Annotated in this window: 25 protein-coding genes and 2 pseudogenes; 14 read left to right on the forward strand and 13 right to left on the reverse strand. The window is 39.9% G+C overall.

Translation table 11 applies throughout. The annotated features are described in order from the left end of the window. Window positions 1-155: 155 nt before the first annotated feature. From MZHIL_RS10370 to MZHIL_RS07675, 5 genes and pseudogenes are all read right to left on the reverse strand, one after another. Window positions 156-1,532 (reverse strand): annotated as a pseudogene (locus MZHIL_RS10370) (monomethylamine:corrinoid methyltransferase). A 19-nt stretch (window positions 1,533-1,551) separates the two neighbouring features. Next, window positions 1,552-2,205 carry a methyltransferase cognate corrinoid protein gene (locus tag MZHIL_RS07650; RefSeq protein ID WP_013898801.1) on the reverse strand — a complete coding sequence of 218 codons (654 nt, stop codon included), beginning with the start codon at window positions 2,203-2,205 and terminating at the stop codon, window positions 1,552-1,554. A 531-nt stretch (window positions 2,206-2,736) separates the two neighbouring features. Beyond that, window positions 2,737-3,300: a hypothetical protein gene (locus MZHIL_RS07660; protein ID WP_013898800.1), complete on the reverse strand. Its 564-nt coding sequence runs from the start codon at window positions 3,298-3,300 to the stop codon at window positions 2,737-2,739. 84 nt (window positions 3,301-3,384) lie between these two features. Further along, window positions 3,385-4,761, reverse strand: a pseudogene (locus MZHIL_RS10375) (monomethylamine:corrinoid methyltransferase). A gap of 19 nt (window positions 4,762-4,780) precedes the next feature. Then, complete coding sequence (locus MZHIL_RS07675; RefSeq protein WP_013898801.1) at window positions 4,781-5,434, reverse strand: methyltransferase cognate corrinoid protein; 654 nt, start codon at window positions 5,432-5,434, stop codon at window positions 4,781-4,783. A gap of 415 nt (window positions 5,435-5,849) precedes the next feature. Here MZHIL_RS07675 and MZHIL_RS07680 point away from each other — a divergent pair, with 415 nt between their 5' ends. The 8 genes from MZHIL_RS07680 (at window position 5,850) to MZHIL_RS07715 (ending at window position 13,820) form a co-directional block, all read left to right on the forward strand. Further along, on the forward strand, window positions 5,850-6,632 hold the full coding sequence (locus tag MZHIL_RS07680; RefSeq protein ID WP_013898802.1) for a helix-turn-helix transcriptional regulator: 783 nt from the start codon (window positions 5,850-5,852) through the stop codon (window positions 6,630-6,632). A 123-nt stretch (window positions 6,633-6,755) separates the two neighbouring features. After that, complete coding sequence (locus tag MZHIL_RS07685) at window positions 6,756-7,535, forward strand: helix-turn-helix transcriptional regulator (protein ID WP_013898803.1); 780 nt, start codon at window positions 6,756-6,758, stop codon at window positions 7,533-7,535. Window positions 7,536-7,576: 41 nt separating this feature from the next. Then, the gene (locus MZHIL_RS07690; protein ID WP_013898804.1) at window positions 7,577-9,817 is read left to right on the forward strand and encodes a histidine kinase dimerization/phosphoacceptor domain -containing protein; all 2,241 of its coding nucleotides are present in this window, start codon (window positions 7,577-7,579) and stop codon (window positions 9,815-9,817) included. A gap of 14 nt (window positions 9,818-9,831) precedes the next feature. Further along, the gene (locus tag MZHIL_RS07695) at window positions 9,832-10,236 is read left to right on the forward strand and encodes a response regulator (RefSeq protein WP_013898805.1); all 405 of its coding nucleotides are present in this window, start codon (window positions 9,832-9,834) and stop codon (window positions 10,234-10,236) included. A 179-nt stretch (window positions 10,237-10,415) separates the two neighbouring features. Continuing rightward, a complete protein-coding gene (locus MZHIL_RS07700; RefSeq protein WP_013898806.1) occupies window positions 10,416-11,216 on the forward strand; it encodes a formylglycine-generating enzyme family protein in 801 nt (266 codons plus the stop codon). Window positions 11,217-11,247: 31 nt separating this feature from the next. Continuing rightward, window positions 11,248-11,937: a class I SAM-dependent methyltransferase gene (locus tag MZHIL_RS07705; protein WP_013898807.1), complete on the forward strand. Its 690-nt coding sequence runs from the start codon at window positions 11,248-11,250 to the stop codon at window positions 11,935-11,937. A gap of 122 nt (window positions 11,938-12,059) precedes the next feature. Then, on the forward strand, window positions 12,060-12,551 hold the full coding sequence (locus tag MZHIL_RS07710; protein ID WP_013898808.1) for a rubrerythrin family protein: 492 nt from the start codon (window positions 12,060-12,062) through the stop codon (window positions 12,549-12,551). Window positions 12,552-12,707: 156 nt separating this feature from the next. After that, window positions 12,708-13,820 (forward strand): GNAT family N-acetyltransferase, encoded by a 1,113-nt coding sequence (locus MZHIL_RS07715; RefSeq protein ID WP_048815547.1) that lies wholly within the window; start codon window positions 12,708-12,710, stop codon window positions 13,818-13,820. A gap of 192 nt (window positions 13,821-14,012) precedes the next feature. Here MZHIL_RS07715 and MZHIL_RS07720 read toward each other — a convergent pair whose 3' ends face one another. Further along, window positions 14,013-14,192, reverse strand: coding sequence for a CxxC-x17-CxxC domain-containing protein (locus tag MZHIL_RS07720; protein WP_013898810.1), 180 nt, complete (start codon window positions 14,190-14,192; stop codon window positions 14,013-14,015). A gap of 237 nt (window positions 14,193-14,429) precedes the next feature. On the opposite strand from MZHIL_RS07720, the gene MZHIL_RS07725 reads away from it, so the two are divergent. Beyond that, window positions 14,430-15,131, forward strand: coding sequence for a YkgJ family cysteine cluster protein (locus tag MZHIL_RS07725; protein ID WP_013898811.1), 702 nt, complete (start codon window positions 14,430-14,432; stop codon window positions 15,129-15,131). Between the two features lie 19 nt (window positions 15,132-15,150). On the opposite strand, the gene MZHIL_RS07730 is transcribed toward MZHIL_RS07725, so the two are convergent. From MZHIL_RS07730 to MZHIL_RS07750, 5 genes are all read right to left on the reverse strand, one after another. Then, window positions 15,151-16,260 carry a TIGR04013 family B12-binding domain/radical SAM domain-containing protein gene (locus tag MZHIL_RS07730; RefSeq protein WP_013898812.1) on the reverse strand — a complete coding sequence of 370 codons (1,110 nt, stop codon included), beginning with the start codon at window positions 16,258-16,260 and terminating at the stop codon, window positions 15,151-15,153. Window positions 16,261-16,322: 62 nt separating this feature from the next. Then, window positions 16,323-17,438, reverse strand: a complete 1,116-nt coding sequence (locus MZHIL_RS07735; RefSeq protein WP_013898813.1) for a site-2 protease family protein — start codon at window positions 17,436-17,438, stop codon at window positions 16,323-16,325. Between the two features lie 15 nt (window positions 17,439-17,453). After that, on the reverse strand, window positions 17,454-17,870 hold the full coding sequence (locus MZHIL_RS07740; RefSeq protein ID WP_013898814.1) for a DUF126 domain-containing protein: 417 nt from the start codon (window positions 17,868-17,870) through the stop codon (window positions 17,454-17,456). Then, window positions 17,857-19,038 carry an aconitase X gene (locus tag MZHIL_RS07745; protein ID WP_013898815.1) on the reverse strand — a complete coding sequence of 394 codons (1,182 nt, stop codon included), beginning with the start codon at window positions 19,036-19,038 and terminating at the stop codon, window positions 17,857-17,859. The genes MZHIL_RS07740 and MZHIL_RS07745 overlap by 14 nt, the downstream gene beginning before the upstream one ends. A 3-nt stretch (window positions 19,039-19,041) precedes the next feature. Further along, window positions 19,042-20,313 carry a UbiD family decarboxylase gene (locus MZHIL_RS07750; protein WP_013898816.1) on the reverse strand — a complete coding sequence of 424 codons (1,272 nt, stop codon included), beginning with the start codon at window positions 20,311-20,313 and terminating at the stop codon, window positions 19,042-19,044. 127 nt (window positions 20,314-20,440) lie between these two features. On the opposite strand from MZHIL_RS07750, the gene MZHIL_RS07755 reads away from it, so the two are divergent. Together MZHIL_RS07755 and MZHIL_RS07760 are read left to right on the forward strand one after the other, a co-directional pair. Next, complete coding sequence (locus MZHIL_RS07755; RefSeq protein ID WP_013898817.1) at window positions 20,441-20,956, forward strand: type 1 glutamine amidotransferase domain-containing protein; 516 nt, start codon at window positions 20,441-20,443, stop codon at window positions 20,954-20,956. Between the two features lie 184 nt (window positions 20,957-21,140). Then, the gene (locus tag MZHIL_RS07760) at window positions 21,141-21,518 is read left to right on the forward strand and encodes a hypothetical protein (protein WP_157209656.1); all 378 of its coding nucleotides are present in this window, start codon (window positions 21,141-21,143) and stop codon (window positions 21,516-21,518) included. A gap of 26 nt (window positions 21,519-21,544) precedes the next feature. Here MZHIL_RS07760 and MZHIL_RS10645 read toward each other — a convergent pair whose 3' ends face one another. Beyond that, window positions 21,545-21,691, reverse strand: coding sequence for a hypothetical protein (locus MZHIL_RS10645; RefSeq protein WP_013898819.1), 147 nt, complete (start codon window positions 21,689-21,691; stop codon window positions 21,545-21,547). 91 nt (window positions 21,692-21,782) lie between these two features. Continuing rightward, window positions 21,783-23,405 (reverse strand): hydroxylamine reductase, encoded by a 1,623-nt coding sequence (hcp, locus tag MZHIL_RS07765; RefSeq protein WP_013898820.1) that lies wholly within the window; start codon window positions 23,403-23,405, stop codon window positions 21,783-21,785. 88 nt (window positions 23,406-23,493) lie between these two features. Here hcp and MZHIL_RS07770 point away from each other — a divergent pair, with 88 nt between their 5' ends. The 3 genes from MZHIL_RS07770 to MZHIL_RS07780 all read left to right on the forward strand — a co-directional run bounded on the left by MZHIL_RS07770 (window position 23,494) and on the right by MZHIL_RS07780 (window position 24,914). Continuing rightward, window positions 23,494-23,868 (forward strand): winged helix-turn-helix transcriptional regulator, encoded by a 375-nt coding sequence (locus MZHIL_RS07770; protein ID WP_013898821.1) that lies wholly within the window; start codon window positions 23,494-23,496, stop codon window positions 23,866-23,868. 125 nt (window positions 23,869-23,993) lie between these two features. Beyond that, a complete protein-coding gene (locus MZHIL_RS07775) occupies window positions 23,994-24,431 on the forward strand; it encodes a flavodoxin domain-containing protein (protein WP_013898822.1) in 438 nt (145 codons plus the stop codon). 78 nt (window positions 24,432-24,509) lie between these two features. Beyond that, window positions 24,510-24,914 carry a pyridoxamine 5'-phosphate oxidase family protein gene (locus MZHIL_RS07780; RefSeq protein WP_013898823.1) on the forward strand — a complete coding sequence of 135 codons (405 nt, stop codon included), beginning with the start codon at window positions 24,510-24,512 and terminating at the stop codon, window positions 24,912-24,914. The last annotated feature ends 1 nt before the right edge of the window (window position 24,915 follow it).

Below are 24,915 nucleotides of genomic sequence, written 5' to 3' on the forward strand. Positions count from 1 at the left end.
CCCTCCGTATATTTAATTCATATTATCGATACCAAAAGCAGATCATTGCTTTTATTTATAAAAAATATTTAGAATTTCGATATTTGATCAGGAACAAACTTATATTTGATTCTGATCTGATCGAAATTCTCAGTAAGGTACTCCTATTACCGCATTCAGAATACCAGTCCCAGTTCCTCAAGTTTCTTGCGTGCTCCGTCATAGACCTTTACGTACTCATCGGTTGGAGTAATGGTCCTGACATCGTAGCACTCCTTGAAGGTCTTGCCGGCAGGGGCTTTATCGTAGTTCTTCTCATAGAGACCTACAAGCTTGTCAAGGATCTTGTTGACCTCAGAGATATCCATACCGGCAGTAGCGCGGGCAGTCTGGCCCATCATTCTGGCTTCCATACCTGTGGTCTTATTCTCGGCAACACCCTTTGCAGAGGCGACACCGGAAAGGATCTCACGACCGGAAGCAGTATCGGTCATTGACTGGGCGGCAGCTTCAAGAAGACACATCTCGGTAGCTGGGCCTGCACATGGATAGTACTGGTTACCCTTGATCATGTCAGTGTTCTGGGTAACGGCAGCAGCAGTCCATCCGGCAATAGCAAGCGTTTCCCGGGTATTGGTGGAACCCCAGCGAATATGCACGGGACCATCAAGGTGCCAGCTTGCATTGCTCATTACAAATGCGTTAATGTGAGTTGCCACGTCCACAATTGCAGTTTCTTCTACACCGCCAGCATATCCACCAAAGATGGGCATCTGCTCGTCCATGATGATATCGCTGTTGGCATTATAGTGGGCAATGACGGATATGGCGTCAAGGTCGATCTTGAGTTCGTTTAGCTGAGAGACTTCATGACTATCATTTGAGTTCATGCCACCAGGTGCATCGGCAGCGATGTTACCCTGGGCAGTCAGTGAAGTCTCAGGACCCTATATGCCCATACCGGGTCGACCGGCAAGAGCACAGGCCTGTTTGATAAGGCGGGCTTCGGTCTTGGCAGCAAGAATTTCGTAGGGACTGCCAGGAATTGCGGATTTGCCCATAATGGATTTGAGGACACCGTTGACAATGGTATCACATTCTTTCTCCATTGCGTAGCTCATGTGGATTGGTATGAACAGATCCTCGGAGACGGGAGCACCGGTGGGACCACCCTGAATATGGGGTTTTCTCTTATCACCAATCTCTCTTTTGCGGACATATGTCCGGTCCCTGCCACTGCCAAGTGAAAATTCTTTCTGAACGTTGTTGATGGCGTCCCAGATTTCATCTTCAGTATATTTGACTACACGGTGAGTATCGGTACAGAAAATACCGCATTCAAGAAGCATCTCGAAACCGGCTTTGAAAAGGCGGTCAACCATATCCATGTCAGTGGGTACAAACTCATTACCAAAGTCGAGTTTGTATTTCTGCTTGAGTTCAGCACTCTTCATTGGAATTGTCATAAGGTCCCAGTCATCCTGGGTAATCTTCTCACCTTTCTTTGCACGGTCAAAAAAGTCATAGCATGTAAATGATTTAGTAAATGTCATTGTTCTACTACCTCCTGGTTTATTTCATGAGTTTAAGAGCAGTTCGGGCAGCTTCAGCTGCGTTTTCTGCAGTTGCATCAGCACCGATTTCCTCAATCCATTCCTGGGAGACAGGGGCACCGCCAAACATTACCTTGACCTTGTCACGAAGACCTTCATCTTCAAGCATTTCAATGGTCTCTTTCTGGCTGAGCATGGAAGTGGTCATTAGAGCAGAACCGACTAGAATTACCTTCTTACCCTTGTGCTTGGCAACCTCTTCAATCAGATTCTCGTTTGCTACATCCACACCAAGATCCAGGATCTCAAAACCGTTTGCACCAAGCATGGTGGAAACTAGTCTGTGACCAATATCGTGAATATCTCCTTCCTGGACATAGGTGATGGCAAGACCTACACCTTCTTCTCCTTCCATTTCCTTCTCAAGCTCAGGAGTCAGAATCTGCATGGCAGCGTTCATGGCCTTGGAGGACATCATGATCTGAGGAAGGTAGAGTTCAGCAGCTTCGAATTTATCTCCTACGATCTTCATACCCTCGGCAAGGCCAGAGTTGATAGCTTCAAAAGGACCTATGCCAGAGTCAAGGGCTTCCTGGGCACCCTTCTTTGCACCTTCAATATCCTGATTAACAATTGCGTCTTTCAATTTATCTAACATTTCCTGTTTTCCCATTTTGTCACCTTTTTTTTTCATTTATACTTATAGAAGAAAACTATTCAGTTAGTTTTCATCACATATGCTTTTACAACTAATGTATATAGTATGATTTGAGCTGAAAAATCGGGTATTGAGGTATGTGTCAGATAGTTAGATACTTTTTACATAATACGCTACTAAACATGTGTAACGGTACTTTTATAGGAGTATTGTACCAATTAATATTAAGGATAGTAAAAAATCAACCCAGAAATGTTAAGCAGTTGAAAATTTTTGTGCAAAGACACATGGTTATGTACAGAAAACTAAAATTTAGAAAAAAATATCAAATTGAGTTCCTGATGAATCCACTGATAAATAACTATCATCAGCATAATAAAATATATTTTTAACCACTGGTTGTGATTTAAGAACTAATCTGTTGAAACAATTATACAAAAATGAAATTGATATAACCCTGATATAAATCAAAAATAAAAAAGGTAAGAAAGCCGATTTTAGTTCAGCCTTCTTTGTGTTAGCTACTTTAAATCAAGCTAAGCACACTTAGATTCCCAGAGCTGGTATTGCAGGAACACCGTATGCGATAAATCCTACAATCAGACCAAGACCTATTATGAATGCCTCTATAGAGAAGAGAATAAGGCATGCACCACAGACTTTACCGGAAATCTTTCCATAGTCCATAGCTGCAACTATAAGCAGAATTGCAACAATGGTTAGCATGATCAGTGCCCATATAAGGTATCCAAACATAATATCTGCGATTGCATAGACTAGGAATATACCGGCACTGAACAGTGCTAGATGTCCCACACCTGTAGCTTCGAATTCCCTATAGGACATATAAGCTATACCAACAAATATCCATCCAAAGACAATTATCGCATAACCTACAAGAGCAGCGGTTTCACCAAATGCAGCCGCATCCGATGCTAATATTACCAGAATTCCAGTAATGAAGTGAACAATACCTCCAATAAGTAATATAATCCATATTGGTCTTGCATCTTCTCCAACGCCAAGCAGGAATGCTCCTACAGGCATCAGGGCTACGAAGTCAGTTAAAAACGCAGCTGCAAGTAAAACAACTATAAGTTCCATACTCATTTTTAAGTACCTCCTAATTTACATCTTTCTTTACAAATAAAATATTTTGAATTTTGATAGATATCAAAATTCAATTTAACGCATTCAGAATACCAGTCCCAGTTCCTCAAGTTTCTTGCGTGCTCCGTCATAGACCTTTACGTACTCATCGGTTGGAGTAATGGTCCTGACATCGTAGCACTCCTTGAAGGTCTTGCCGGCAGGGGCTTTATCGTAGTTCTTCTCATAGAGACCTACAAGCTTGTCAAGGATCTTGTTGACCTCAGAGATATCCATACCAGCAGTAGCGCGGGCAGTCTCACCCATCATTCTGGCTTCCATACCTGTGGTCTTATTCTCGGCAACACCCTTTGCAGAGGCGACACCGGAAAGGATCTCACGACCGGAAGCAGTATCGGTCATTGACTGGGCGGCAGCTTCAAGAAGACACATCTCGGTAGCTGGGCCTGCACATGGATAGTACTGGTTACCCTTGATCATGTCAGTGTTCTGGGTAACGGCAGCAGCAGTCCATCCGGCAATAGCAAGCGTTTCCCGGGTATTGGTGGAGCCCCAGCGAATATGCACGGGACCATCAAGGTGCCAGCTTGCATTGCTCATTACAAATGCGTTAATGTGAGTTGCCACGTCCACAATTGCAGTTTCTTCTACACCGCCAGCATATCCACCAAAGATAGGCATCTGCTCGTCCATGATGATATCGCTGTTGGCATTATAGTGGGCAATGACGGATATGGCGTCAAGGTCGATCTTGAGTTCGTTTAGCTGAGAGACTTCATGACTATCATTTGAGTTCATGCCACCAGGTGCATCGGCAGCGATGTTACCCTGGGCAGTCAGTGAAGTCTCAGGACCCTATATGCCCATACCGGGTCGACCGGCAAGAGCACAGGCCTGTTTGATAAGGCGGGCTTCGGTCTTGGCAGCAAGAATTTCGTAGGGACTGCCAGGAATTGCGGATTTGCCCATAATGGATTTGAGGACACCGTTGACAATGGTATCACATTCTTTCTCCATGGCGTAGCTCATGTGGATTGGTATGAACAGATCCTCGGAGACGGGAGCACCGGTGGGACCACCCTGAATATGGGGTTTTCTCTTATCACCAATCTCTCTTTTGCGGACATATGTCCGGTCCCTGCCACTGCCAAGTGAAAATTCTTTCTGAACGTTGTTGATGGCGTCCCAGATTTCATCTTCAGTATACTTGACTACACGGTGAGTATCGGTACAGAAAATACCGCATTCAAGAAGCATCTCGAAACCGGCTTTGAAAAGGCGGTCAACCATATCCATGTCAGTGGGTACAAATTCATTACCAAAGTCGAGTTTGTACTTCTGCTTGAGTTCTGCACTCTTCATTGGAATTGTCATAAGATCCCAGTCATCCTGGGTAATCTTCTCACCTTTCTTTGCACGGTCAAAAAAGTCATAGCATGTAAATGATTTAGTAAATGTCATTGTTCTACTACCTCCTGGTTTATTTCATGAGTTTAAGAGCAGTTCGGGCAGCTTCAGCTGCGTTTTCTGCAGTTGCATCAGCACCGATTTCCTCAATCCATTCCTGGGAGACAGGGGCACCGCCAAACATTACCTTGACCTTGTCACGAAGACCTTCATCTTCAAGCATTTCAATGGTCTCTTTCTGGCTGAGCATGGAAGTGGTCATAAGAGCAGAACCGACTAGAATTACCTTCTTACCCTTGTGCTTGGCAACCTCTTCAATCAGATTCTCGTTTGCTACATCCACACCAAGATCCAGGATCTCAAAACCGTTTGCACCAAGCATGGTGGAAACTAGTCTGTGACCAATATCGTGAATATCTCCTTCCTGGACATAGGTGATGGCAAGACCTACACCTTCTTCTCCTTCCATTTCCTTCTCAAGCTCAGGAGTCAAAATCTGCATGGCAGCGTTCATGGCCTTGGAGGACATCATGATCTGAGGAAGGTAGAGTTCAGCAGCTTCGAATTTATCTCCTACAATCTTCATACCCTCGGCAAGACCGGAGTTGATAGCTTCAAAAGGACCTATGCCAGAGTCAAGGGCTTCCTGAGCACCCTTCTTTGCACCTTCAATATCCTGATTAACAATTGCGTCTTTCAATTTATCTAACATTTCCTGTTTTCCCATTTTGTCACCTTTTTTGAAATATGGATACTGAGAAACATTTTGTTTCTCTTGCTCTATGTTTGTACAATTCTGATATATAGCATAATTTGAATGTAATATTTAGAAATAGTAGTATAATTTAAATAATCGGGACTTTTAGCACAGCAAGAGATATGCTATCATAGTAAGTACATAGCAAATATATTTATATATTCGACTATATCTATACTAAATATATGGTAGAGTACTTTACATGTGTTACGATAATTCACATAACCAAAAGTATCTTTAAGTACCAATGACTTCATTTGTTATGAAGTGATAAAATCATCTCTGTTGATATAATCAGCTACAAAATGAAAATTTAAATATGAATGACTGCTAAGCTAATCTCAAATATTGTTTCAGTTTTAGATAACTGGTCTGGGTGTAAAATATGAAACTGGCTTTAAGTGATGCTATCTGGATCTCTGACAAAAGACGAAATCTTTTACTTCTATTAACAGAAGGTCCCAGAAATATTGATCAGATAAAAGCAGCTCTAAATGTTAATTCCCGATCAATGATGCCTCAGATCAAAATACTGAAGGACTGGGAGCTGATTGAACAGCAGGGAGAATTTTACATTTTAACAGATACAGGAAAATTACTTGTAGAGAATATGCAGCCATTATTGGATTCTCTTAATGTGATAGAAGAGAATAAAGAGTACTGGTGCAAAAGGGACCTTAGCTCAATTCCCCCACATATTTTGAAAAGAATTGGAGAATTGGGACACTATTTTATTATTGAGCAGGACATAAACCATCTCTTTGAGCTTCCAAAAGAATTTACAGAGAATATACCAAAATCCAGATCCATTATGTCCTTTGCAGCATACTTTCACCCAGTATATCCTTCTATCTATTCAGAAATTATCGATAACGGAAGTCAGCTGTCACTTATGTTTACCCGGCCAGTATTTAACAGGATGAAAGAAGACTACAGTGAATATCTGGACAAAATACTTGCATCCGAAAATTGTGAGGTTTTAGTCTGTGATGAGCAGATCAATCTACCTACAATAACAGTTACTGATTGGTTCTTATACATTTCCTTTTTTGATCATACCGGCCGATATGACCACAAGATCGTTATGAGCTTTGATTCAGATGCATTAAGATGGGGTGAAGATCTATTTGATCATTACAAAAGCAGCGCGAACCGTATCGATAAATAATATCCTTGGTTGCAATGTCATCGACTACATAAGTAATAATGCAGGTCAATTATCGCACTTATTGAGAACTTATACGAAAACTGTTGAAATCACATTTATTTATGGTTATGAGGGGATTTTACAATGGAATCATCATTAAGCGATATAATATGGCTTTCGGATAAAAGAAAAAAAATACTGACATTACTTTTAGAGGGTCCAAAAAGCGCCGATGAAATTAAAAATGAATTTGGATGCACGTGGAGACCACTCATATCTCCGATGAAAAAACTTAAAGAAGAACAACTCATAATTCAGGATAACAATCATTACAGACTAAGCTATGTTGGAAAAATCCTAACTGAAAACATGCACCCTCTCCTCAAGATACTTGATATGTTCGAGTGTGATTATCAGTACTGGAAATCTCGTGATTTTGATCCCATTCCACCGGGTTTGATGGACAGAATGGGTGAACTTGGCAATTGCAGGTTACTTGAACCACCTCTTGACAGAATATTTGAACTCGACGAATCTTTTCTTGATAAAATTTCTGAATGTAAATACATCAATGCCCTGTGTCCGTTTTTCCATCCCGAGTATATTGATCTGTATTGTAAGATGGTATCCGAAAAAGCCCGGATATGTCTGATATTTAAAGAACCGGTTTTTGAAAGATTACAGCAGGACTGTGAGAATAAACTAAATATTCTACTTGATTCAAAAAATACCGAAATTTTGATGAACAGAAGCGATCTCCAGATTCCAGGAATCGTAGTTTCAAATAATGCTTTTTTGCTGAGTCTGTTTGAAAAAAATGGTAACTATGATCATAGAGACGTAATAGGTTTTGATAATTCTTCAATAAGATGGGGAAACGATCTTTTTTCTTATTATAGAGATCTATCTGAAAGAGTAGAATAATAAAATCTATGATCTGAAATAAAGATGGATGTTTGTTTTTCATGAAATGGGATGATGCTCCACTTAAGTTGAAAATGATTCTCTACATAGCTGTTGCTGTCACCTTTATTATGGCATCATCTACAGCAGTTATCATTTCAGTCGTCACATCCCAAAAAATCGATATAGAGTACCAGAGATCAGTTGATATTTCACAGAATTATGCAAATCAGTTCAATGCTGATATGCGTGAAAATATGGCAATACCAAACACACTGGCCAGAAGTCTAGAAAACTACGAATCCGGAAACAGGACTGAAATAAATAATATATTGAAAAATGTAATTGAAACAAATCCGGGTTTGATTGGAGTCTATGTAGGTTATGAACCTGATGCCTTTGACGGACGGGATTCAGAATATATAAATGCTGAAGGGCATGATGAAACCGGAAGATTTATTCCATTCTGGAACAGGATAGGAGGAGATGTGGATGTTGAACCTCTGGTAGACTATGATGTTGAAGATTATTACCAACTTCCAAAACAATTAAAATCGGATATCGTAACCGAGCCATATCTTTATCAGGGTGCATTGATAGTAAGTTTTGTATCTCCAATTATTATAGATGATGAATTTAAGGGTATAGCTGGAGTGGACGTATCACTTGACTATATAGATGAATCAGTATGCAATATCCAGATACTTGATAATGGTTATGCAATGGTTGCAAGTGATGGAGGAATCCTGCTTTCACATCCACAGGATAAGGAAAATATAGGTCACATGACCCTTGATGAATTCCACCTGGATCCAATATTTACAATGATGGATGACATCGGTCATGGAAAAGCGGGTCACATAGAGGCTATAGACCCGATCACCGGTAAAAATTCCATAATATTCTACGAGCCTGTGGAAGTGGGTAATTTTTCATTTATATTATCAATACCAAAGGATGAGATGCTTGCTGATGTTATGGCATTGAGGGATAAGCTCATAGTCATATCAGCCCTAGCCATTGTATTTATGGGAACAATGGGATATATGATCGCCCTTTCGATAAACAGACCTATCAATGAAATCGTTAACAGTTTTAAAAGAGTATCTTCTGAAGTTTCAAGAGGCAAGCTTGGTTCAAGAGCTGATACTGATGTTGCAGTGGACTTTAAAGAGATCCCTGTGGGCCTTAACGAAATTCTGACAACTCTGGAAAATTATTCTGCTGAATTGAAGAAATCAAATGAAACAATGCAGGAAATGAGGGTTGTTATCAATAGCAGTCAGGTAGTTGTATTTTTGTGGAAAATTGAAAAAAAATGGCCTGTGGAAGTTGTATCCGAGAATATTACACAATTTGGTTATACAGTAGAAGAATTTACTTCAGGCAAACTGCTGTATGGGGATATAATTCATCCGGATGATATTGAAAGAGTGGAAAAGGACATAGATCAATTGATTTCAGATCATATTACTACCTGTAACTTTGATAGAAATTACAGAAATAGATGTTCATCTAAAAGACCAAAATATTTTACTTCTGAATATAGAATCATAACCAAAGAGGGCGATATCAGGTGGGTTGACGAAAGAACATTACTGAGAACCGATGGTCAGGGAAATGTCACTCATCTTCAGGGAATAATCCTGGATATAACAGATAGAAAAAAAGCTGAAGATGCCCTTTTGAATATTGAAACCATTAGAAAAAAAGAGATACACCACCGGGTAAAAAATAATCTTCAGGTCATATCCAGCATGTTGTTCCTAGAAGCTGAGCATTTTACCGATCCTGATGTAGTTGAAGCTTTTAAGAATAGCCAGAACCGGGTTCGTTCAATGGCGCTAATTCATGAAGAGATATATAAGTCCGAAGATATGAAAAGTATCGATTTTACTGATTATATCAATAAGCTTGCAGTTTATTTACTGGAAGCATATAATATAGGAAAAGAAAAAATAAGACTTAATGTAGATGTAGAAAATGTTTATCTCAGTATAGATACTTCTATTCCACTGGGAATGATCGTTAGTGAACTTGTATCCAACTCCTTAAAGCATGCCTTTGATGAGGGTGATGACGGTGAGATCACCATCATTCTTAAAAGTGAAGACAATGAATTCATTCTCATTGTTGGTGACAATGGAAAAGGATTTCCCCTGAATATAAATTTCAAAGAAAGCGATTCTCTTGGATTGCAGCTTGTGAACACTCTTGTAGATCAGATCGATGGAACCATTGAAATGAACACCGAACATGGAACAGAATTTAGAATCATATTTAAGGAAATTGACAGGACTTAATATGGTAGATCAATATGACTGATATCAGGATACTTATCGTTGAGGATGAAAACATAGTGGGGCTTGAGATTAAAAAGAGACTCAAAAAACTGGGATATTCTGTTCACGCAGTTGCAAAAACCGGAGAGGAGGCAATCATAAAAACCGCTGCAACTTCTCCAGATATTATTTTGATGGATATTATGCTTAAAGGAGAAATGGATGGAATTGAGACTGCAAGGCAAATAAAAAATCAGCACAATATACCTATAATATACCTGACTGCATATTCAGATGAAGAAACAATCTCCAGGGCAAAAGAAACAAATCCCCATGGATACATACTTAAACCGTTTCAAGAAGATGATATGAAAATCACTATAGAGATGGCACTTCACAAACACAGGATGAATATGGACAGGAAAACAGAACAAGCCTGATCAGAGAATTAAGATCCTTCGAAATTATGTGCAAAGTTGGTTTATTTGGGGATGCCTAATTTAAAACCATAAATTATGATCAGTTATCAGATATGATATATTATTTTTGAATAAATTGAATCAATTGTTATTTATACACCCTCTATAAGATATTTTTATGAATGGAGGGAAATTTAAGAATGGATAAAGGCAGTGATATTTACGATTCTACAAAAACGAACCAAACCTGTGAAAAATCCAGTAATAATATAACATATACAAATTCATTTGACATGGAGTTATTACTGATACCTGCCGGTAGTTTTCATATGGGCTCATCTGTTGAAGAACAAAACTGGTACAAAAATGAGCAGCCGGTTCACAAAGTGAATATAAAAACTCCTTTTTACCTTGGCAGATATCCCGTTACAAATAAAGAATGGGGTGACGTAATGGGAACAAAGCCATCGTCTCGTTTTATGGAAGATGACAAAGCGGTTAGCAAGGTTTCCTGGAATGACGCCCAGCAGTTTATCCAGAAACTGAATGAAATGGAGAACACTGATAAATACCGCCTCCCCTCTGAAGCAGAATGGGAATATGCCTGTCGTGCAGGAACTTCCACCAAATACCATTTCGGTAATGACCATCTATATCTAAGTGAATATGGATGGTACCGTGACAATAGTGATCGCGGACCAAAACCGGTGGGCCAGAAAAAGTCCAACACCTGGGGCCTTTATGATATGCATGGAAATGTCTGGGAATGGACGCAGGATGTATATTCTGACAATTATAAAAATGCTCCAGATGATGGCAGTCCGGTAGAAATCGGAGAAAGTTCATCTAATGTAATGAGAGTCCTTCGGGGAGGGAGCTGGCAGACTTCAGCTGCTGGATGTAGATCTGCAAGCAGGTTTTTCAATCCACCGGATGTTCATCGCAGAAGTAGCAGAATCGGGTTCAGGATCCTGATGGATAGAAAAAGCATGGAATATTAATTGCATTAAAAAAGTATTCGGTTGTTAAAATATGAATGCAGATAATCCAGATAAAGAAATGTTTAACAGACAGCAAACACACTGGGAAAATGTGTATACAAAAAATCAATCCATGTTCGGAGATGATCCAAGTATTCCTGCCTGTAAAGCAGCTGAAATTTTCAAAAGAGAGAACATGACCAGGGTACTTGAACTGGGTGCAGGCCAGGGGAGAGATACCATGTTTTTTGCAGAGAACGGATTTGAAGTATATTCCCTTGATTATTCCAGGCCTGGTGTTGAGTCAATCAAAAGGAAAGCACGTGAAAGTGGGTTGATTAATTGTGTAACAGCTGTTCAGCATGATGTACGAAAACCTCTCCCCTTTGAAGACGAATCGTTTGATGCATGTTTTTCCCATATGCTGTACTGCATGCCATTGACCACATCTGAACTTGAATCGGTTTCAAAAGAGATCTGGAGAGTTCTCAGGCCAGGTGGGATCAATATATTTACCACACGACACACCGGGGATCCCCAGTATAGAACCGGTATTTACAGAGGTGAGGATATGTGGGAAATTAGTGGTGGATTCATTGTTCATTTCCTGAGTAGAGAGCGGATAAAACAGTTGTCAAAAGGTTACCAGATAATTGATATAGAAGAATTCGAAGAAGGAAAGATTCCAGGTACAGACAAATCAAGAAAGCTCTTTAAAGTAGCTATGAGAAAAAAGAGTTAAATAGTTAACATACCATGAATTCAATTACTGTTTTTTTGCCCCATTTAATCTGGGTTAAAGTAATATAACTAAATCCATATATGTGGGTTACTACTTCAATACTAAAAGGAGGTTATTTAACTATGAGTACACAGGAAAATTTAGAGAATGCTTTTGCTGGTGAATCCATGGCAAACAGAAAATATCTGGCCTTTGCAAAGAAAGCTGATGATGAAGGTTTAACCCAGGTAGCTAAACTTTTCAGGGCAGCTGCAGCAGCAGAGACGGTACATGCTCACAATCACCTTGACCTTATGGGTGGAGTCAAAAAAACCAGTGAAAATCTGCAGGAAGCAATAAGCGGAGAAACATACGAATTTGAACAGATGTATCCTGAGTTTATAGAAGAAGCCCAGAAAGAAGGAGACACTGAGGCCGTCTGGAGCTTTGATGTGGCAAACAAAGTAGAAAAAGTTCATGCTGAACTGTACAAAAAAGCCCTGGATAATCTCGGGAACAATGAAGAAGTTGATTACTATGTCTGCAGTGTATGTGGAAATACTGTAGAAAATGAAGTTCCAGACATGTGCCCAATATGCGGAGCCCCAAAATCCAAATTCGATAAAGTGGAATAAAATCCATTTTATCTAATTTTATTTGCCGATCATTTCATTTGCAGCATTTTTGAGCGAAAGTAAACTTTTACCAACATTTATAACTTATATTTTTCCATTAATATTATGAGTTTTTTCAATGGAAACGATTCCTGCTGTAACATTTACTCTGGTCCATTGAAAAATAGTTCAGAGTGCAGCAATTCTAATCAGAAACTGGTTATTGAAAAGCTCAGTTTAGAGAGTGATCGCAAAAAACTGAAAAAACTGGGCAGAGAATCTTTCCCATACCTGCATGGAATATTTCTTGATACAACACCGCATACTCTTCTTGCAAGATACAATGGAGAAATAGCAGGCGCAATTGTGATGAAGCTTGCAGAAATTACACCTGATGAGAACGTTGGTATCATATCCTGGCTTTTTACATCTGGAGATGTAAGAGGTGCAGGGATCGGAGAGAAACTTGTACGAGAAGGTATGGAATATCTAAAATCAAAAAATTGCAGCGCTATTGTTACAGCTGTTGATGGTTATAATACAAGTTCCAGCAAGATATTTGCAAATAATGGTTATGTGATACAGAACGGTACAACTCTGATTAACAGGTATGGATTTAAAGGTTATCTGAGGGTTTGGACAAAACTCAAGTATTATTCAGAGATCGGCCACTTCTTATGGGTATATGGACTTCCAGAGCCGGAAAATAGTTCAGGGCCAATTACCTCCTGGCTGGCAAACCTGACAATTATTTCGATTGCTTTCGTTGTCTCTTACGGGCATATTCAGGAACTGGCCAATCTTTATTATGTTATCCTTGCAGGAATATTATTTATGTCATTTCGCTATATTCCGTTAAAGATTCTGACCATGATCAAAAGTGAACAGTGGATCTATAGGGGATGGCACAACGGATATCTCTTAAGCCTTATAGTAGCGATCATATTTGGCGCCTTTTTCCCCATGCCTGGTGCTCAGTATCCTGAAAATATAAAATGGAGCTACCGGGATAAGATACAGTATCTTGGGACTGCATATATTGTATCCTCATTACTGATGGTGTCAACTCTGGGAATTGTTCTGGCTTTCCCCGGGTTATTCAGTGTCGGGTTTATACACAGTATTTTGTTTGTGGGTATCTCATTCCTGATATTTGATATTCTGTTGATCATGGCACCATTCCAGTGTTATATGGGAAGAAGAGTATATGACTTCAGCCGTATTTCATGGATAGGAATTGCAGCAATTGCAATCATAGTATTATTTTTATTCATGACATCATATCCCTGAATGGATAGCACATGAGTTATGGAAAAAAACCTGAATATCTATGTATTGTATGATATTGGAAAAGGATACAGTTAATCAAAAGTCAACAGGTACAGCTAACCTGTAGAATTAAATATTAAAAAAAGCAGGAAAAATCACCTGCTGTATAAATTGTATATTAGTATATGAAGAATTTATATCATATATCTCAAATCAGAACTTTCGTGCTGGTCTGTGATTCTGATAGCATTCTCTGCAATATACTGGCCTGTCTGAGTCCGGTACAAAAGGCACCTGAGTTGTGTCACCACAGTCTGAGCATGTTGCTGAATGCAGTTCTCTTTCCTCACGGTTGAAGTTGCCGCCTCTGCGCTGGAATCCTTTGCGTTCCATTTTTATCCTCCCTTTAATTTATATCAACAATTCAAAACAAGCCACTCATTAAAATTCAGATTAAAATCTTTCTTATTCAGGGAGGCGTTATGAACTTTGACTGGCTTACAATAGAAGTTTCCAATATATATAGATATTGGTAGTTGTGGACTTACAGAATGAGTAAACTATAGCAACTGCAATGCGTATACCAGCCGATAAAGTTAAGCAGAAAAAATACATTTCAGATATGAGGTGATGACCTTAAAGTCAGACCGTATTTTGGATGAAATCCGTAAAAATGAAGAAATTCTCAGAATGAAAAAAGAATATCCAGATCAAAAACTTGCAGATATCATAAAGGAAGTGGGATTTGAATGTGAGCTCTGTGCAAAATGCTGTACATCCAGTTTCAATGACCATGTATTTCTTCTGGAAGAAGACAGGAAAACAATAGAAGACATTGATCCCGAAGCTCTGGTTCCAGCTCCCGGATTTGAATTGTGTGATCAGAAAGGACGGTTCTACACATGCGGCTATATCTTACAAACAAAACCAGATACCAGCTGTGTTTTCCTTGAAGATGGATACTGTCAGATATATTCTCAGAGGCCCCTCATCTGCAGAGTATACCCCTATATGCTCCATATGGAAGCAGATGAGACAGGACGGATGGACTGGAGACAGATTAGTGGCTTAAATGAGCATGGATATTACCATACTGAAATCGACAGCATTGAGTGTATGAAAATTGCACAGGATACTAAAAAATACGAAATAGAGTTTCAGCAGCATATGATAGATTTTCTGAAAACTGTCAGGAAATATTTCAGGGATAATCAGCTTCGCCATGTCCCGGCAATGTACGACAGAATGATGAGAGCATATCAAAAAGGTGAAGATATTGAGGTTATGGTATTCTGCAATAGTTCATTCAAAAAGCATGTAATCAAAATTTGAACTACACTGATACTTACATTTATCTCTCCCAGGAACCGGTAACTTTTCCATCTAAAGCCAGCTTACCCAGTATTTTTTTTGTATTCCTGCTTATCTGTGAAGGCTGTGATCTGCAATATCCTGTGCCTGGAAGTGGTGTAAAATGGTGAGCCCGTACCTTTCCACCTCTGCTGCAGATCCATTTTATCAGATCTATACTCTGTTCCTGATCATAATCAGTTTCATCAGGAAGCCCGACTATAAAATCAACTACCGGAGATATGGCATGATCAATACACCTCTCCACAGCAATAACAATATCATCTACATTATGTCCCCGGGACATTTTATTCAACATTCTCGGACTGCCAGACTGTGCACCCATATTAATGGTGCTATTGGTACAATACTCAACAATCAGCTCAAGTGCCCTGTCTGTAACAAATTCAGGCCTTACCTCTGAAGGAAATGTGCCAAAATAGATATTTCTGCTATCCAGGCTATTGAGTTTAGTCAGAAGTTTCTCAACCTTATCATATCTGGGTGTTATACCATCACTGCCATATGCAAATGCATTGGAACTTGTAAACCTCAGGTCTGAATAGTGTCTGGCGCATTTTAGAATTGAGCTGATGCTTCTGTGTCTCATTTCATTTCCAAATAGATTGGGTGTCTGGCAGTATCTACAGTTCCAGGGACATCCCCTGCTGATCTCAATCGGGGAAAAGAGGATCTGCGGATCAAAACATGGGTACCTGTCCAGTTCAACCTGATCCCTCTGGCCTGTATAAAAAATCCTCCCATCTTCAGATCTGCAGGCAATGCCCTTCACATGCTCCACACTGCTACCACTGAGAAGGGACTGGACAAGATGTGGAAGTGTATCTTCGCCTTCACCTATCACTACATAATCAAAGTATTCCAGTGTCTGTTCAGGTTCACCTGATGGATGGGGGCCACCTGCAATAAATATAGAATCGGTCTTCGCTCTTTTAACTTCATCGAAAAACATTTCAGACTGCTTTGTTGAAAAGCTATAAATCATAATTCCGTTTTCTGGCTTTGTGCTAAAGCAAGCACCTTTAATTAGCGGAGCAAGTGCTGCCAGACTATATGCACTCTTTCGGTTCCATCTGAAATGTATATCCATCTACCTATTCCAGAACCATGAATTCTATTATAACTTTTCGCTGTTCTGAAAATAAGGATGGTTCAAACAATTGTAAAAGGTACAAGTGTAAAGCATGTAATTCCCAGAACAAAAGTAACTATTCCGATAAACTGTCTGGTACCATCCAGACGAGATTCATCATCCAGTGGTGACGGATGTCCTGCTGCAGCAAAGAATGAAAGCAGTATAGCCCACATTACCCATATGAATCCATTGCTCTCCATAACATAGGTTACATAAACACCCAGCAAAAGTAGCACAAAAGGAGTTATGGAGGATATATATCTTGCTCTATCACCAATCATTGCACGGATTGCATGTCCACCATCAAGCTGACCTGCAGGCATCAGGTTAAGTACGGTAATAAACATCCCTACCCATCCTGCAAATGCTATTGGATGGATTGTTTCCCCTATAACACCCATTGAATTCATTATTGCTGTAAACAGGAATGGAAGCTGGATCTCAATCATGCTTCCATCCTGAGGGGTTACTGAAACCGGCTCAAGGGAGAGGCCAATTACAGTCACTATAACCGATGCAATCAGACCAATAATAGGACCCGATACTCCAACATCAAACAGCGATTTTCGATCAGGGATAGGACCCCGATGGCTTATCATTGCCCCCATTGTACCGATAATTGTCGGGAAAGGGATAAAATAGGGCAGTGAGGTATTCATTCCATGTATCCTTGCTGCCACATAATGTCCCATTTCATGAGATCCAAGTACAGTCATGATAGCAAGAGTAAAGGGAAGACCTTTAATGATTCCTGCAGGGTCATTGACAAAGTCCACCCCATACATAGCTGAACCTGCAATCATGGTTGTAAAAAAAGTAGCCACTGCAAGAACTATATTGATCCAGACCCTCTCCTTCTTTTTTTGAACAGGAGAGATCACCATAATGTATTCACCTGGTTCATAGGTGAAACTTATCTGGTAGCCCTTTGAATTGAACACATTCCAGAGTCTACGGTAAATAATATTTATATCGAGAAGAGGTGTTCCATACAGATAGATAGTCTCATCTGATCTGTTTACCTCGTATACCTTAAACATTGAGTTAATCTCTTCTAAATGAGATGACAGTATTTCATATGAGGTTCTAAAAGCAACAGATGGATTTTCAGTAACCCTGTTATTATCAGACATTTTTAATATACAGCTTTAAATATTACCTGTTATTTCTATGTAACCTTCAATTCCATTTACTTTCAGAAAATCACCATCTTTGATCGTTTCATAAATATCAATACCTGGCCTGTCAACCAGCGGGATATCTGAAATGATAGCACCAACTGCAACAATTGGTTCAGATTCAAGATTTACCATAGCAGCAGGGGCAAAACCATTCTTTTTCAGCTGATACAGAACATATGATCCTACAGTTGATCCTTTGCCAGAGGGAAATACAAGTACCGTGTCTTTGATACATTTCCCATAAAGTTCATGATCTGGATCCACAATGATACCGGTCTCTGGATCCACATTCCCGAGAAATGATATCGGATCGCGAGACACCAGCGCAGTGCCCTCACCGGTTCCTTTTGAAATGCTTCTACACTGTATCTTAATTGGAATCACCTGCCTCTTCTATACATTCCTCAATAGACGCATATCTTGCCTTCAGCCTGCACATGCCAGGAACATAATTGAACGCTTTCCCGGAATTCACAGCCATGCACTCATAATTTTCACTTGCAGGTGAGACCACCATGCAGGTATCACACATAACTTTTGCTCCACTTTCTTCAATCATATCCACAATATGGCTGTACCTCTCTGCAACTTCCCTTGAGACACATATCCATAGTTCCTTTTTCAATCTCCTGCCTTCAAGAAGATCTGCTATTTCTTCAAGTTCTCCAGGAGAGCAATGAGGACATCCAATAGCAACGATATCACACCTGGACCTAAGTTCTGATGTACTGTCATAAACTTCCTGTATCTGTTCCTTTTCTATTGTGATATTTTCATCAGGCATTTCAAAATGCATATGGCCGATCTCAGGCGTAACGCCATCTACATGATACAGAGCCACTGAACCTGATGCTGCCATTGCAGCACCCAGCGATTTGAGATCATCGGGTTCAGGTTTTGAACTTAAGAAAAAAAGTGGAACTCGATTTGAGATTAGCTTTCCTGCCACATACCCAAGAGCTCCATAATCAGAACCTTTAAGATCGGATTCAACATTGACTGATACTGAAGGAACACGATTTTCATCCAGATGGAATCCATAATTAGCGGTTTTGCCAATAAGCGCTGCAGAAAGGGCAGAAGGCCCGCCTTCCCGGTTAGTCCTGGCACCTATTACTGAATTTGCATAGGAAACTGCAGATGATTCACTCCATGCAACATGATCTCCCATGTTTAGATGAAATCCTTTAAGGTAATAAGGAGTACAGGTACATTCCGTTCTTATTCCAAGATTCTCATATGCTCTTATTATTTCATTCTGTTTCCGGGCAAAATTCTGGGAAATACCCATTTCACTCCATTTTTCAAGATCCATTCCTGCCGGATTTAATATCGAGGGAACCCTGACCTTTCCTTCCAGTGAGGAGATCCATTCAAGGCCTGCATCACCAATAGTCTTGTAGGATACACCTGCAACCTGGGCACTTTTTATTGGGATTAGTTCATCGGCTCCGTATATATCCCCAAGGGCAACAAGAATTTCCATGGCTTTCTCAAGAGTGAGACCATATTCTCCCTGCATTATTTTCTCTTCTTCCTTTGTAAGATGCATTTTTTAATCACACTCTGGCATCTTTGCCCTTTCAAAAATATCTGCCTTGCTAAGAATTTTAGTTGCATCAATTCCGATCTTTGTTGTAGTGCCGTCCTCTGATCCCATGGGATCAAGTGTACTGCCCCTAACACCTGGAATGATCATTATATCACGGTCTCCCCGTACACGCGTGGCAATTGCAAACTCAATATCATCCGGATCAAATATATCAATATCTTCATCCACGATTACCACATGCTTGAGGCTTGTGTGTGCTGCAAAAGCAGCCATTATTGCGTTCTTGCCATCCCCTTCGGTCTGCTTATCAATCTGAACAACTGCATGAAGATAGCAGCAGCCCCCTTCTGTAAGAACCACATTTTTTACAGAGGTTACCTCCTCCACAGATCGATATATTCTGGGTTCATAGGGAATGCCCATCATAAGCAAATGTTCAGGACCTGCAGGCATTATACCATGATAGACAGGGTCCCTGCGATGCATTATGCGGGTAATATGGATTACAGGCTCTTTTCTTACATGATCATATGTTCCGGTAATATCAACAAACGGGCCTTCATCCACCTTTTCATCGGGATCGATATACCCCTCCAGAACAAACTCAGCATGGGGTACTTTGATACCATTACTGCATTCAAACAGTTCCACAGGTGAGCCTCTGAGTGCAGATGCATACTCAAATTCCTTTCCTGCAGGAACTCTTGTAGTCGATGCAAATGTGATCACCGGATCCGCACCAATGACAATACATACCGGTAGTGGTTCATTTTTCTGGGAAGCCTTTTTGTGCATCAGGTATGTATGTCTGGGAGGTACAAGTCTTGCTGCCAGTTTATTCTTTCCTGCAACCATGAGCCTGTGGATTGCTGCATTCATGACTCCATCATATTCAGCTACAACAATCCCTGCAGTAATATAGGCTCCCCCATCCTTTTCAAAATGAGTCATTATGGGAAGGGATGAAAGGTCCACCTCATCCTCTATTACCTCCATTGTAGGAGATGTATCCACAATTCTGATTTCACCTTCAGGCTTTACGGTGGATAGTTTCTGTATTATCTGTTCCTTTGGCACATTTAACATTGCAGCCAGTTGTTCCCTGGTACCCAGCAAATTCATGACAGCTTTCCTGTTGTTAATATCATTAAACAGAACTGCAGATTTTTCCCTGCTTGCTATCACTGGTGCCTGGAATCTGGGAGAAACCGATTTATTCACTTCAACCAGCATCTGATCCTTCTTAAGCTGGTCAATAAAACTCCTGTAACTCATAGTGCACAGTATTAAATGCCAGGAAATATATATATTACTCCATCAGGACAGATACGACATTGATGATATACATTATCAGATGTCTCAATATTACAGATAAACCTAAAGCTATACATGGGGGTATAAAATGAAAGCAATTATATTTGCAGCTGACGGATTTGAAGATCTTGAACTGTTTTATCCACAGCACAGGCTGAAAGAAGAAGGAATTGATGTAAAGATTGCATCTATGCAGAAAAACAGGATAACAGGAAAACATGGATATACATCCCATGTGGATCTGAGATTTGATGAGATTGATCCGAAGCTATTTGATATACTGGTAATTTCAGGCGGAAAAGGGCCAGAAAAGATGCGTCTTGACATGAGTGCACTGGATATTATAAAGCATTTCTTTGATGAACAAAAAGTAGTTGCTGCAATCTGCCACGGACCACAGATGCTGATCTCTGCCCGCGTGATCAAGGATAGAAAAGCAACATCCTATATTGGAATAAAAGATGATATCATAGCTGCAGGAGCAGAGTATCTTGACCAGGAGGTTGTAGTTGACAACAATCTGATCACTTCAAGACATCCCGCAGATCTATATGCATTTGGAAGGGAGCTTGTTAAACTGATCCGAAAGCCAGGGATAATGTAACTTCACTTTACCTGCCAAATAACAGAGTAAAAATTATATTAGATACACCATTAATCTTATTTCCTGTATGAGTAGCAGGCCATAGATAATATGTTACAGTAATATATCACACCAGGTCAGCAATATAAATGCAAAAATATTAATCATTAAAGACTGAGATAATAAGTTAATGGTGTACGGGCAGATGACAGACAAAGATGATACTGGATCTGAATATGAGAAATTTATAAGCAGAGAGGCACTCATCTGCTTTGTGGTTATCAGGAGAAAAAACCGCATCTGTATTGAACCCCTGAAATATGACTGGCAGGGGATGAGCAGTGCAGGATCTGAACTTGAATTAAATTATGACGATGAAATACTTGCAGTTATACCTGCACCTGAGAAGAGTTATGAGATAAAGGGACTTGTAGAACATGATGACAGCATCAGTGACTGTCAGGTATGGGGTGAATGGGTTAGCTTGGGATATGAATTTAAAGGTGCAACATATCCTGACTGGAAAAAACTATTAACCAGTGAACGTACAAAAATAAAAAATTCAAAACATATGGATGAATAACTTATTAAAAATATGTTGTCGACTCCTCATTTAGCCTCATAAACTGTTTTTCTTTTTCCGCATCTGCTGCACATAAAATATTTTTCACGTACATTTGATGAAAACTCGGTGTGACCACCTTTTTTCTCCCATCTGTGAAGACCTATCAGACACAAAATTCTGGAAATACCCATGATTTATCCCTAAATGTATTATACAGAACGGATATATCTTTTTGCCGGTAAAAAAGATAAGTAAAGAGCAGAAAATGAAGAGACTGAATGATTATAAAAGTCTCTCCATATCCTCTTCAACTGTAGTGTTCTTGGTAATATTGAACTTATCTACCAGTACATCCAGAACAGCCGGGGAGACAAAAGCCGGCAATCTTGGACCAATTGTCATGTCCTTTACTCCAAGACTTAGCAGTGCAAGCAGCACTGCAACTGATTTCTGTTCATACCAGGCAATGTTGTATGAAATTGGTAGTTCATTGATATCATCCATTCCAAATGCCTCTGCCAGTTTCTGTGCAATTACCACCAGAGAATACGAATCATTGCACTGTCCTGCATCCAGTATTCTGGGAATGCCATCAATTTCACCCAGATCCAGCTTATTGTATCTGTATTTAGCACAGCCTGCAGTCAGTATAACGGCACTTTCAGGGAGCTGCTTTGCAAATTCAGTATAGTATTCCCTTTCTTTATGCCTTCCATCACAACCGGCCATTACAACAAATCTGCTGATCTTTCCGCTTTTTACAGCGTCTATAACCTTATCAGCCACACTCAGAACCGCATTATGTGCAAAACCTCCCATAATGTTTCCAGTTTCCAGCTCTACAGGAGGCTGACATTCCTTTGCCTGCTCAATCAGCGCTGAGAAATCCTTGGTCCCATCTTCCTTCACATCAATGTGGCGGGCACCATCATATCCAACAATACTGGTGGTATAAAGCCTGTCAAGGTAAGAGCCCTTTGGGGGAACAATACAATTTGTTGTCATCAGTATTGGACCATTGAACTTTTCAAACTCCTCTTTCTGCTTCCACCAGGAATTTCCATAATTACCTACAAAGTGATCATATTTTTTAAAGGACGGATATGCATTGGCAGGGATCATTTCACCATGGGTATAGATATCCACACCACTACCCTTGCTCTGCTCCAGAAGCTGCTCCATATCCTTAAGATCATGACCACTTATCAGAATACCAGGATTCTTACCGGTACCTATATTGATCTTTGTAGGTTCCTGATGACCATACGTACCCGTGTTTGCACTATCAAGAAGTGCGAGGGTTGTGACACTGGCTTTTCCGCACTCCATAACAACTGCAGTCAGATCTTCTGCTGTAAGGCTATCATCAAGTGTTGCCAGAAGCCCTTTCTCAAAGAAACGGAATATTTCATCATCTGTATATCCAAGCACTGCTGCATGGTGAGCATATGCAGCCATTCCCTTCATCCCATAGGTAAGAAGTTCACGCAGGGACCTTATATCCTCATCTTCTGTAGCAAGAACACCGACGTTTTCATCATTAGCAATCTCATCAGGTTTTACAGTTGCAGCTGAAGGAATGTCAGATCCCAGATCTACATTATTCTCATCAAGTTTCTGTCTGATCTGTTCGCGGATACTGAATCCTTCTTCAATTCTTTTTTCAAATGAACCTTCACTGAAATTGGTATTGGTAAGTGTTGCAAATAGTGAATCCAGTATAAACCTCTCAGCCATTCTATCATTTAGATCATGTTCTCTGGCTTTAGAGTTGTAAAATGCAATCCCTTTTAGGAGATATACCAACTGATCCTGTAAATTAGCTACATCTTCCTGTTTACCACACACTCCGACTTTTGTACATCCTGTTCCTTTAGCTGTTTCTTCGCACTGAAAACAAAACATTTTAATTCACCCTCTATAAAGTATATTTTTTATATTTACTATTATATGTATACCCTTTTATATAGATGATAGTGTCATATAAGATACTATGAAAGATTGTACCTTATATAAAACAATGGATATAATAGGCAAGAGATGGACACTCTGCATATTGCTTGAATTGTATAAAGGAAATGAAAAGAAGCAATTCAATGAACTGAAAAATATGCTGGAAACCATTACTCCAAAAACCCTCTCTACAAGACTCAGAGAACTTCAGGAGCATGGTCTTGTTAAAAAGGAGGTTGAAAGCTCACAAACACCTGTTAGATGCAATTATTCACTTACTGAATGTGGCAGAGAGTTTATTCAGGTAATCGATGAGATCAAAAACTGGGGACTTCGCTGGAAATTCGATAACCAGGAGTGCAGTATGTCGGATTGTCGATTCTGTGGTATCGAAGATGTCCTCTATACTAAGTAAGTCATATAATCTGATACATTAACCACATGCAATAATCCCCATATATGGAAAACATTATCAATCATTAGCAAGAATAATTAATGAAGGGATACTGAGTTCCTGCTTCCAGGAACAGGGGGATTAAAATGCCAAAACTTGCAATTGTTTACCTGAGCACTCAGGGAAATACCATGCTGATGGCAGAGGGTATTGCAGAGGGTGCCATTTCAAGAAATATTGATGTTGAGGTCAGGAGTTTCTATGAATGGAACCCGATGGATGCTGCATCTGCAGACGGTATTGCTGTGGGGTCGTCTACATTTAACTATGCAATGCACCCTCCGATTCAGAAGTTTCTGGATCAGATGCTAGAGACAGAGGTTAAAGGAAAAATAGGAGCAGCTTTTGGATCATATGGATGGAGCGGTGAAGCTCCTGTTATGATCGCAGATAAAATGAGAAAGGCGGGAATGAATGTCATTGATCCTGTCCTGAGGATACAGTACAGGCCAACTGAAAAAGATATTGCAGAATGTGTCCGGCTTGGGAAGGACCTTGCTGAAAAGATCAAACACAATAAATGAACAGGTTTCATACAATAGTTAAACAGCTGACATACAACTAATAACAATTAGCAGATGAAAGGATAATGGTGATTAAATATGGTTAAAATGCCAGATGAAGTAATTCAGACACTTAAAAAACAGAATCCAGTTCCTGTTGCTACAGCCAGTCAAAATGGCATTCCGAATGTAGCCCTTGTAGGTTTTTTGAAGGTAATGAATGAAGAAACAATAATGATCGCAGACAATTTTTTCAACAAGACCGAAACAAACCTGAAAGAAAACCCAGAAATAGCTATAGTGGCGTATGACGGATATACCAAAAAATCATATCAGATCAAAGGACATACTGAAATAAAGACCTCAGGTCCTGAGTATACAGCAATGGTGGAATGGGTCAATTCTGTTATGCCTGATATGCCAAAGAAGGCTGCAGTTATTGTTCATGTTGACGGGGTATATAACTCACAGCCGGGACCAGATGCAGGAAAAAAAATCGTATGAA

Origin of the sequence: Methanosalsum zhilinae DSM 4017 (assembly GCF_000217995.1) — an archaeon.
Taxonomy (GTDB): domain Archaea; phylum Halobacteriota; class Methanosarcinia; order Methanosarcinales; family Methanosarcinaceae; genus Methanosalsum; species Methanosalsum zhilinae.

Bases quoted from the DNA above. Each gene is read 5' to 3' on its own strand.
- MZHIL_RS07650 (WP_013898801.1), bottom strand. From the start codon at position 2,205: ATGGGAAAACAGGAAATGTTAGATAAATTGAAAGACGCAATTGTTAAT.
- MZHIL_RS07660 (WP_013898800.1), bottom strand. From the start codon at position 3,300: ATGAGTATGGAACTTATAGTTGTTTTACTTGCAGCTGCGTTTTTAACT.
- MZHIL_RS07675 (WP_013898801.1), bottom strand. From the start codon at position 5,434: ATGGGAAAACAGGAAATGTTAGATAAATTGAAAGACGCAATTGTTAAT.
- MZHIL_RS07680 (WP_013898802.1), top strand. From the start codon at position 5,850: ATGAAACTGGCTTTAAGTGATGCTATCTGGATCTCTGACAAAAGACGA.
- MZHIL_RS07685 (WP_013898803.1), top strand. From the start codon at position 6,756: ATGGAATCATCATTAAGCGATATAATATGGCTTTCGGATAAAAGAAAA.
- MZHIL_RS07690 (WP_013898804.1), top strand. From the start codon at position 7,577: ATGAAATGGGATGATGCTCCACTTAAGTTGAAAATGATTCTCTACATA.
- MZHIL_RS07695 (WP_013898805.1), top strand. From the start codon at position 9,832: ATGACTGATATCAGGATACTTATCGTTGAGGATGAAAACATAGTGGGG.
- MZHIL_RS07700 (WP_013898806.1), top strand. From the start codon at position 10,416: ATGGATAAAGGCAGTGATATTTACGATTCTACAAAAACGAACCAAACC.
- MZHIL_RS07705 (WP_013898807.1), top strand. From the start codon at position 11,248: ATGAATGCAGATAATCCAGATAAAGAAATGTTTAACAGACAGCAAACA.
- MZHIL_RS07710 (WP_013898808.1), top strand. From the start codon at position 12,060: ATGAGTACACAGGAAAATTTAGAGAATGCTTTTGCTGGTGAATCCATG.
- MZHIL_RS07720 (WP_013898810.1), bottom strand. From the start codon at position 14,192: ATGGAACGCAAAGGATTCCAGCGCAGAGGCGGCAACTTCAACCGTGAG.
- MZHIL_RS07725 (WP_013898811.1), top strand. From the start codon at position 14,430: ATGACCTTAAAGTCAGACCGTATTTTGGATGAAATCCGTAAAAATGAA.
- MZHIL_RS07730 (WP_013898812.1), bottom strand. From the start codon at position 16,260: ATGGATATACATTTCAGATGGAACCGAAAGAGTGCATATAGTCTGGCA.
- MZHIL_RS07735 (WP_013898813.1), bottom strand. From the start codon at position 17,438: ATGTCTGATAATAACAGGGTTACTGAAAATCCATCTGTTGCTTTTAGA.
- MZHIL_RS07745 (WP_013898815.1), bottom strand. From the start codon at position 19,038: ATGCATCTTACAAAGGAAGAAGAGAAAATAATGCAGGGAGAATATGGT.
- MZHIL_RS07750 (WP_013898816.1), bottom strand. From the start codon at position 20,313: ATGAGTTACAGGAGTTTTATTGACCAGCTTAAGAAGGATCAGATGCTG.
- MZHIL_RS07755 (WP_013898817.1), top strand. From the start codon at position 20,441: ATGAAAGCAATTATATTTGCAGCTGACGGATTTGAAGATCTTGAACTG.
- MZHIL_RS07760 (WP_157209656.1), top strand. From the start codon at position 21,141: ATGACAGACAAAGATGATACTGGATCTGAATATGAGAAATTTATAAGC.
- MZHIL_RS10645 (WP_013898819.1), bottom strand. From the start codon at position 21,691: ATGGGTATTTCCAGAATTTTGTGTCTGATAGGTCTTCACAGATGGGAG.
- hcp (WP_013898820.1), bottom strand. From the start codon at position 23,405: ATGTTTTGTTTTCAGTGCGAAGAAACAGCTAAAGGAACAGGATGTACA.
- MZHIL_RS07770 (WP_013898821.1), top strand. From the start codon at position 23,494: ATGAAAGATTGTACCTTATATAAAACAATGGATATAATAGGCAAGAGA.
- MZHIL_RS07775 (WP_013898822.1), top strand. From the start codon at position 23,994: ATGCCAAAACTTGCAATTGTTTACCTGAGCACTCAGGGAAATACCATG.
- MZHIL_RS07780 (WP_013898823.1), top strand. From the start codon at position 24,510: ATGGTTAAAATGCCAGATGAAGTAATTCAGACACTTAAAAAACAGAAT.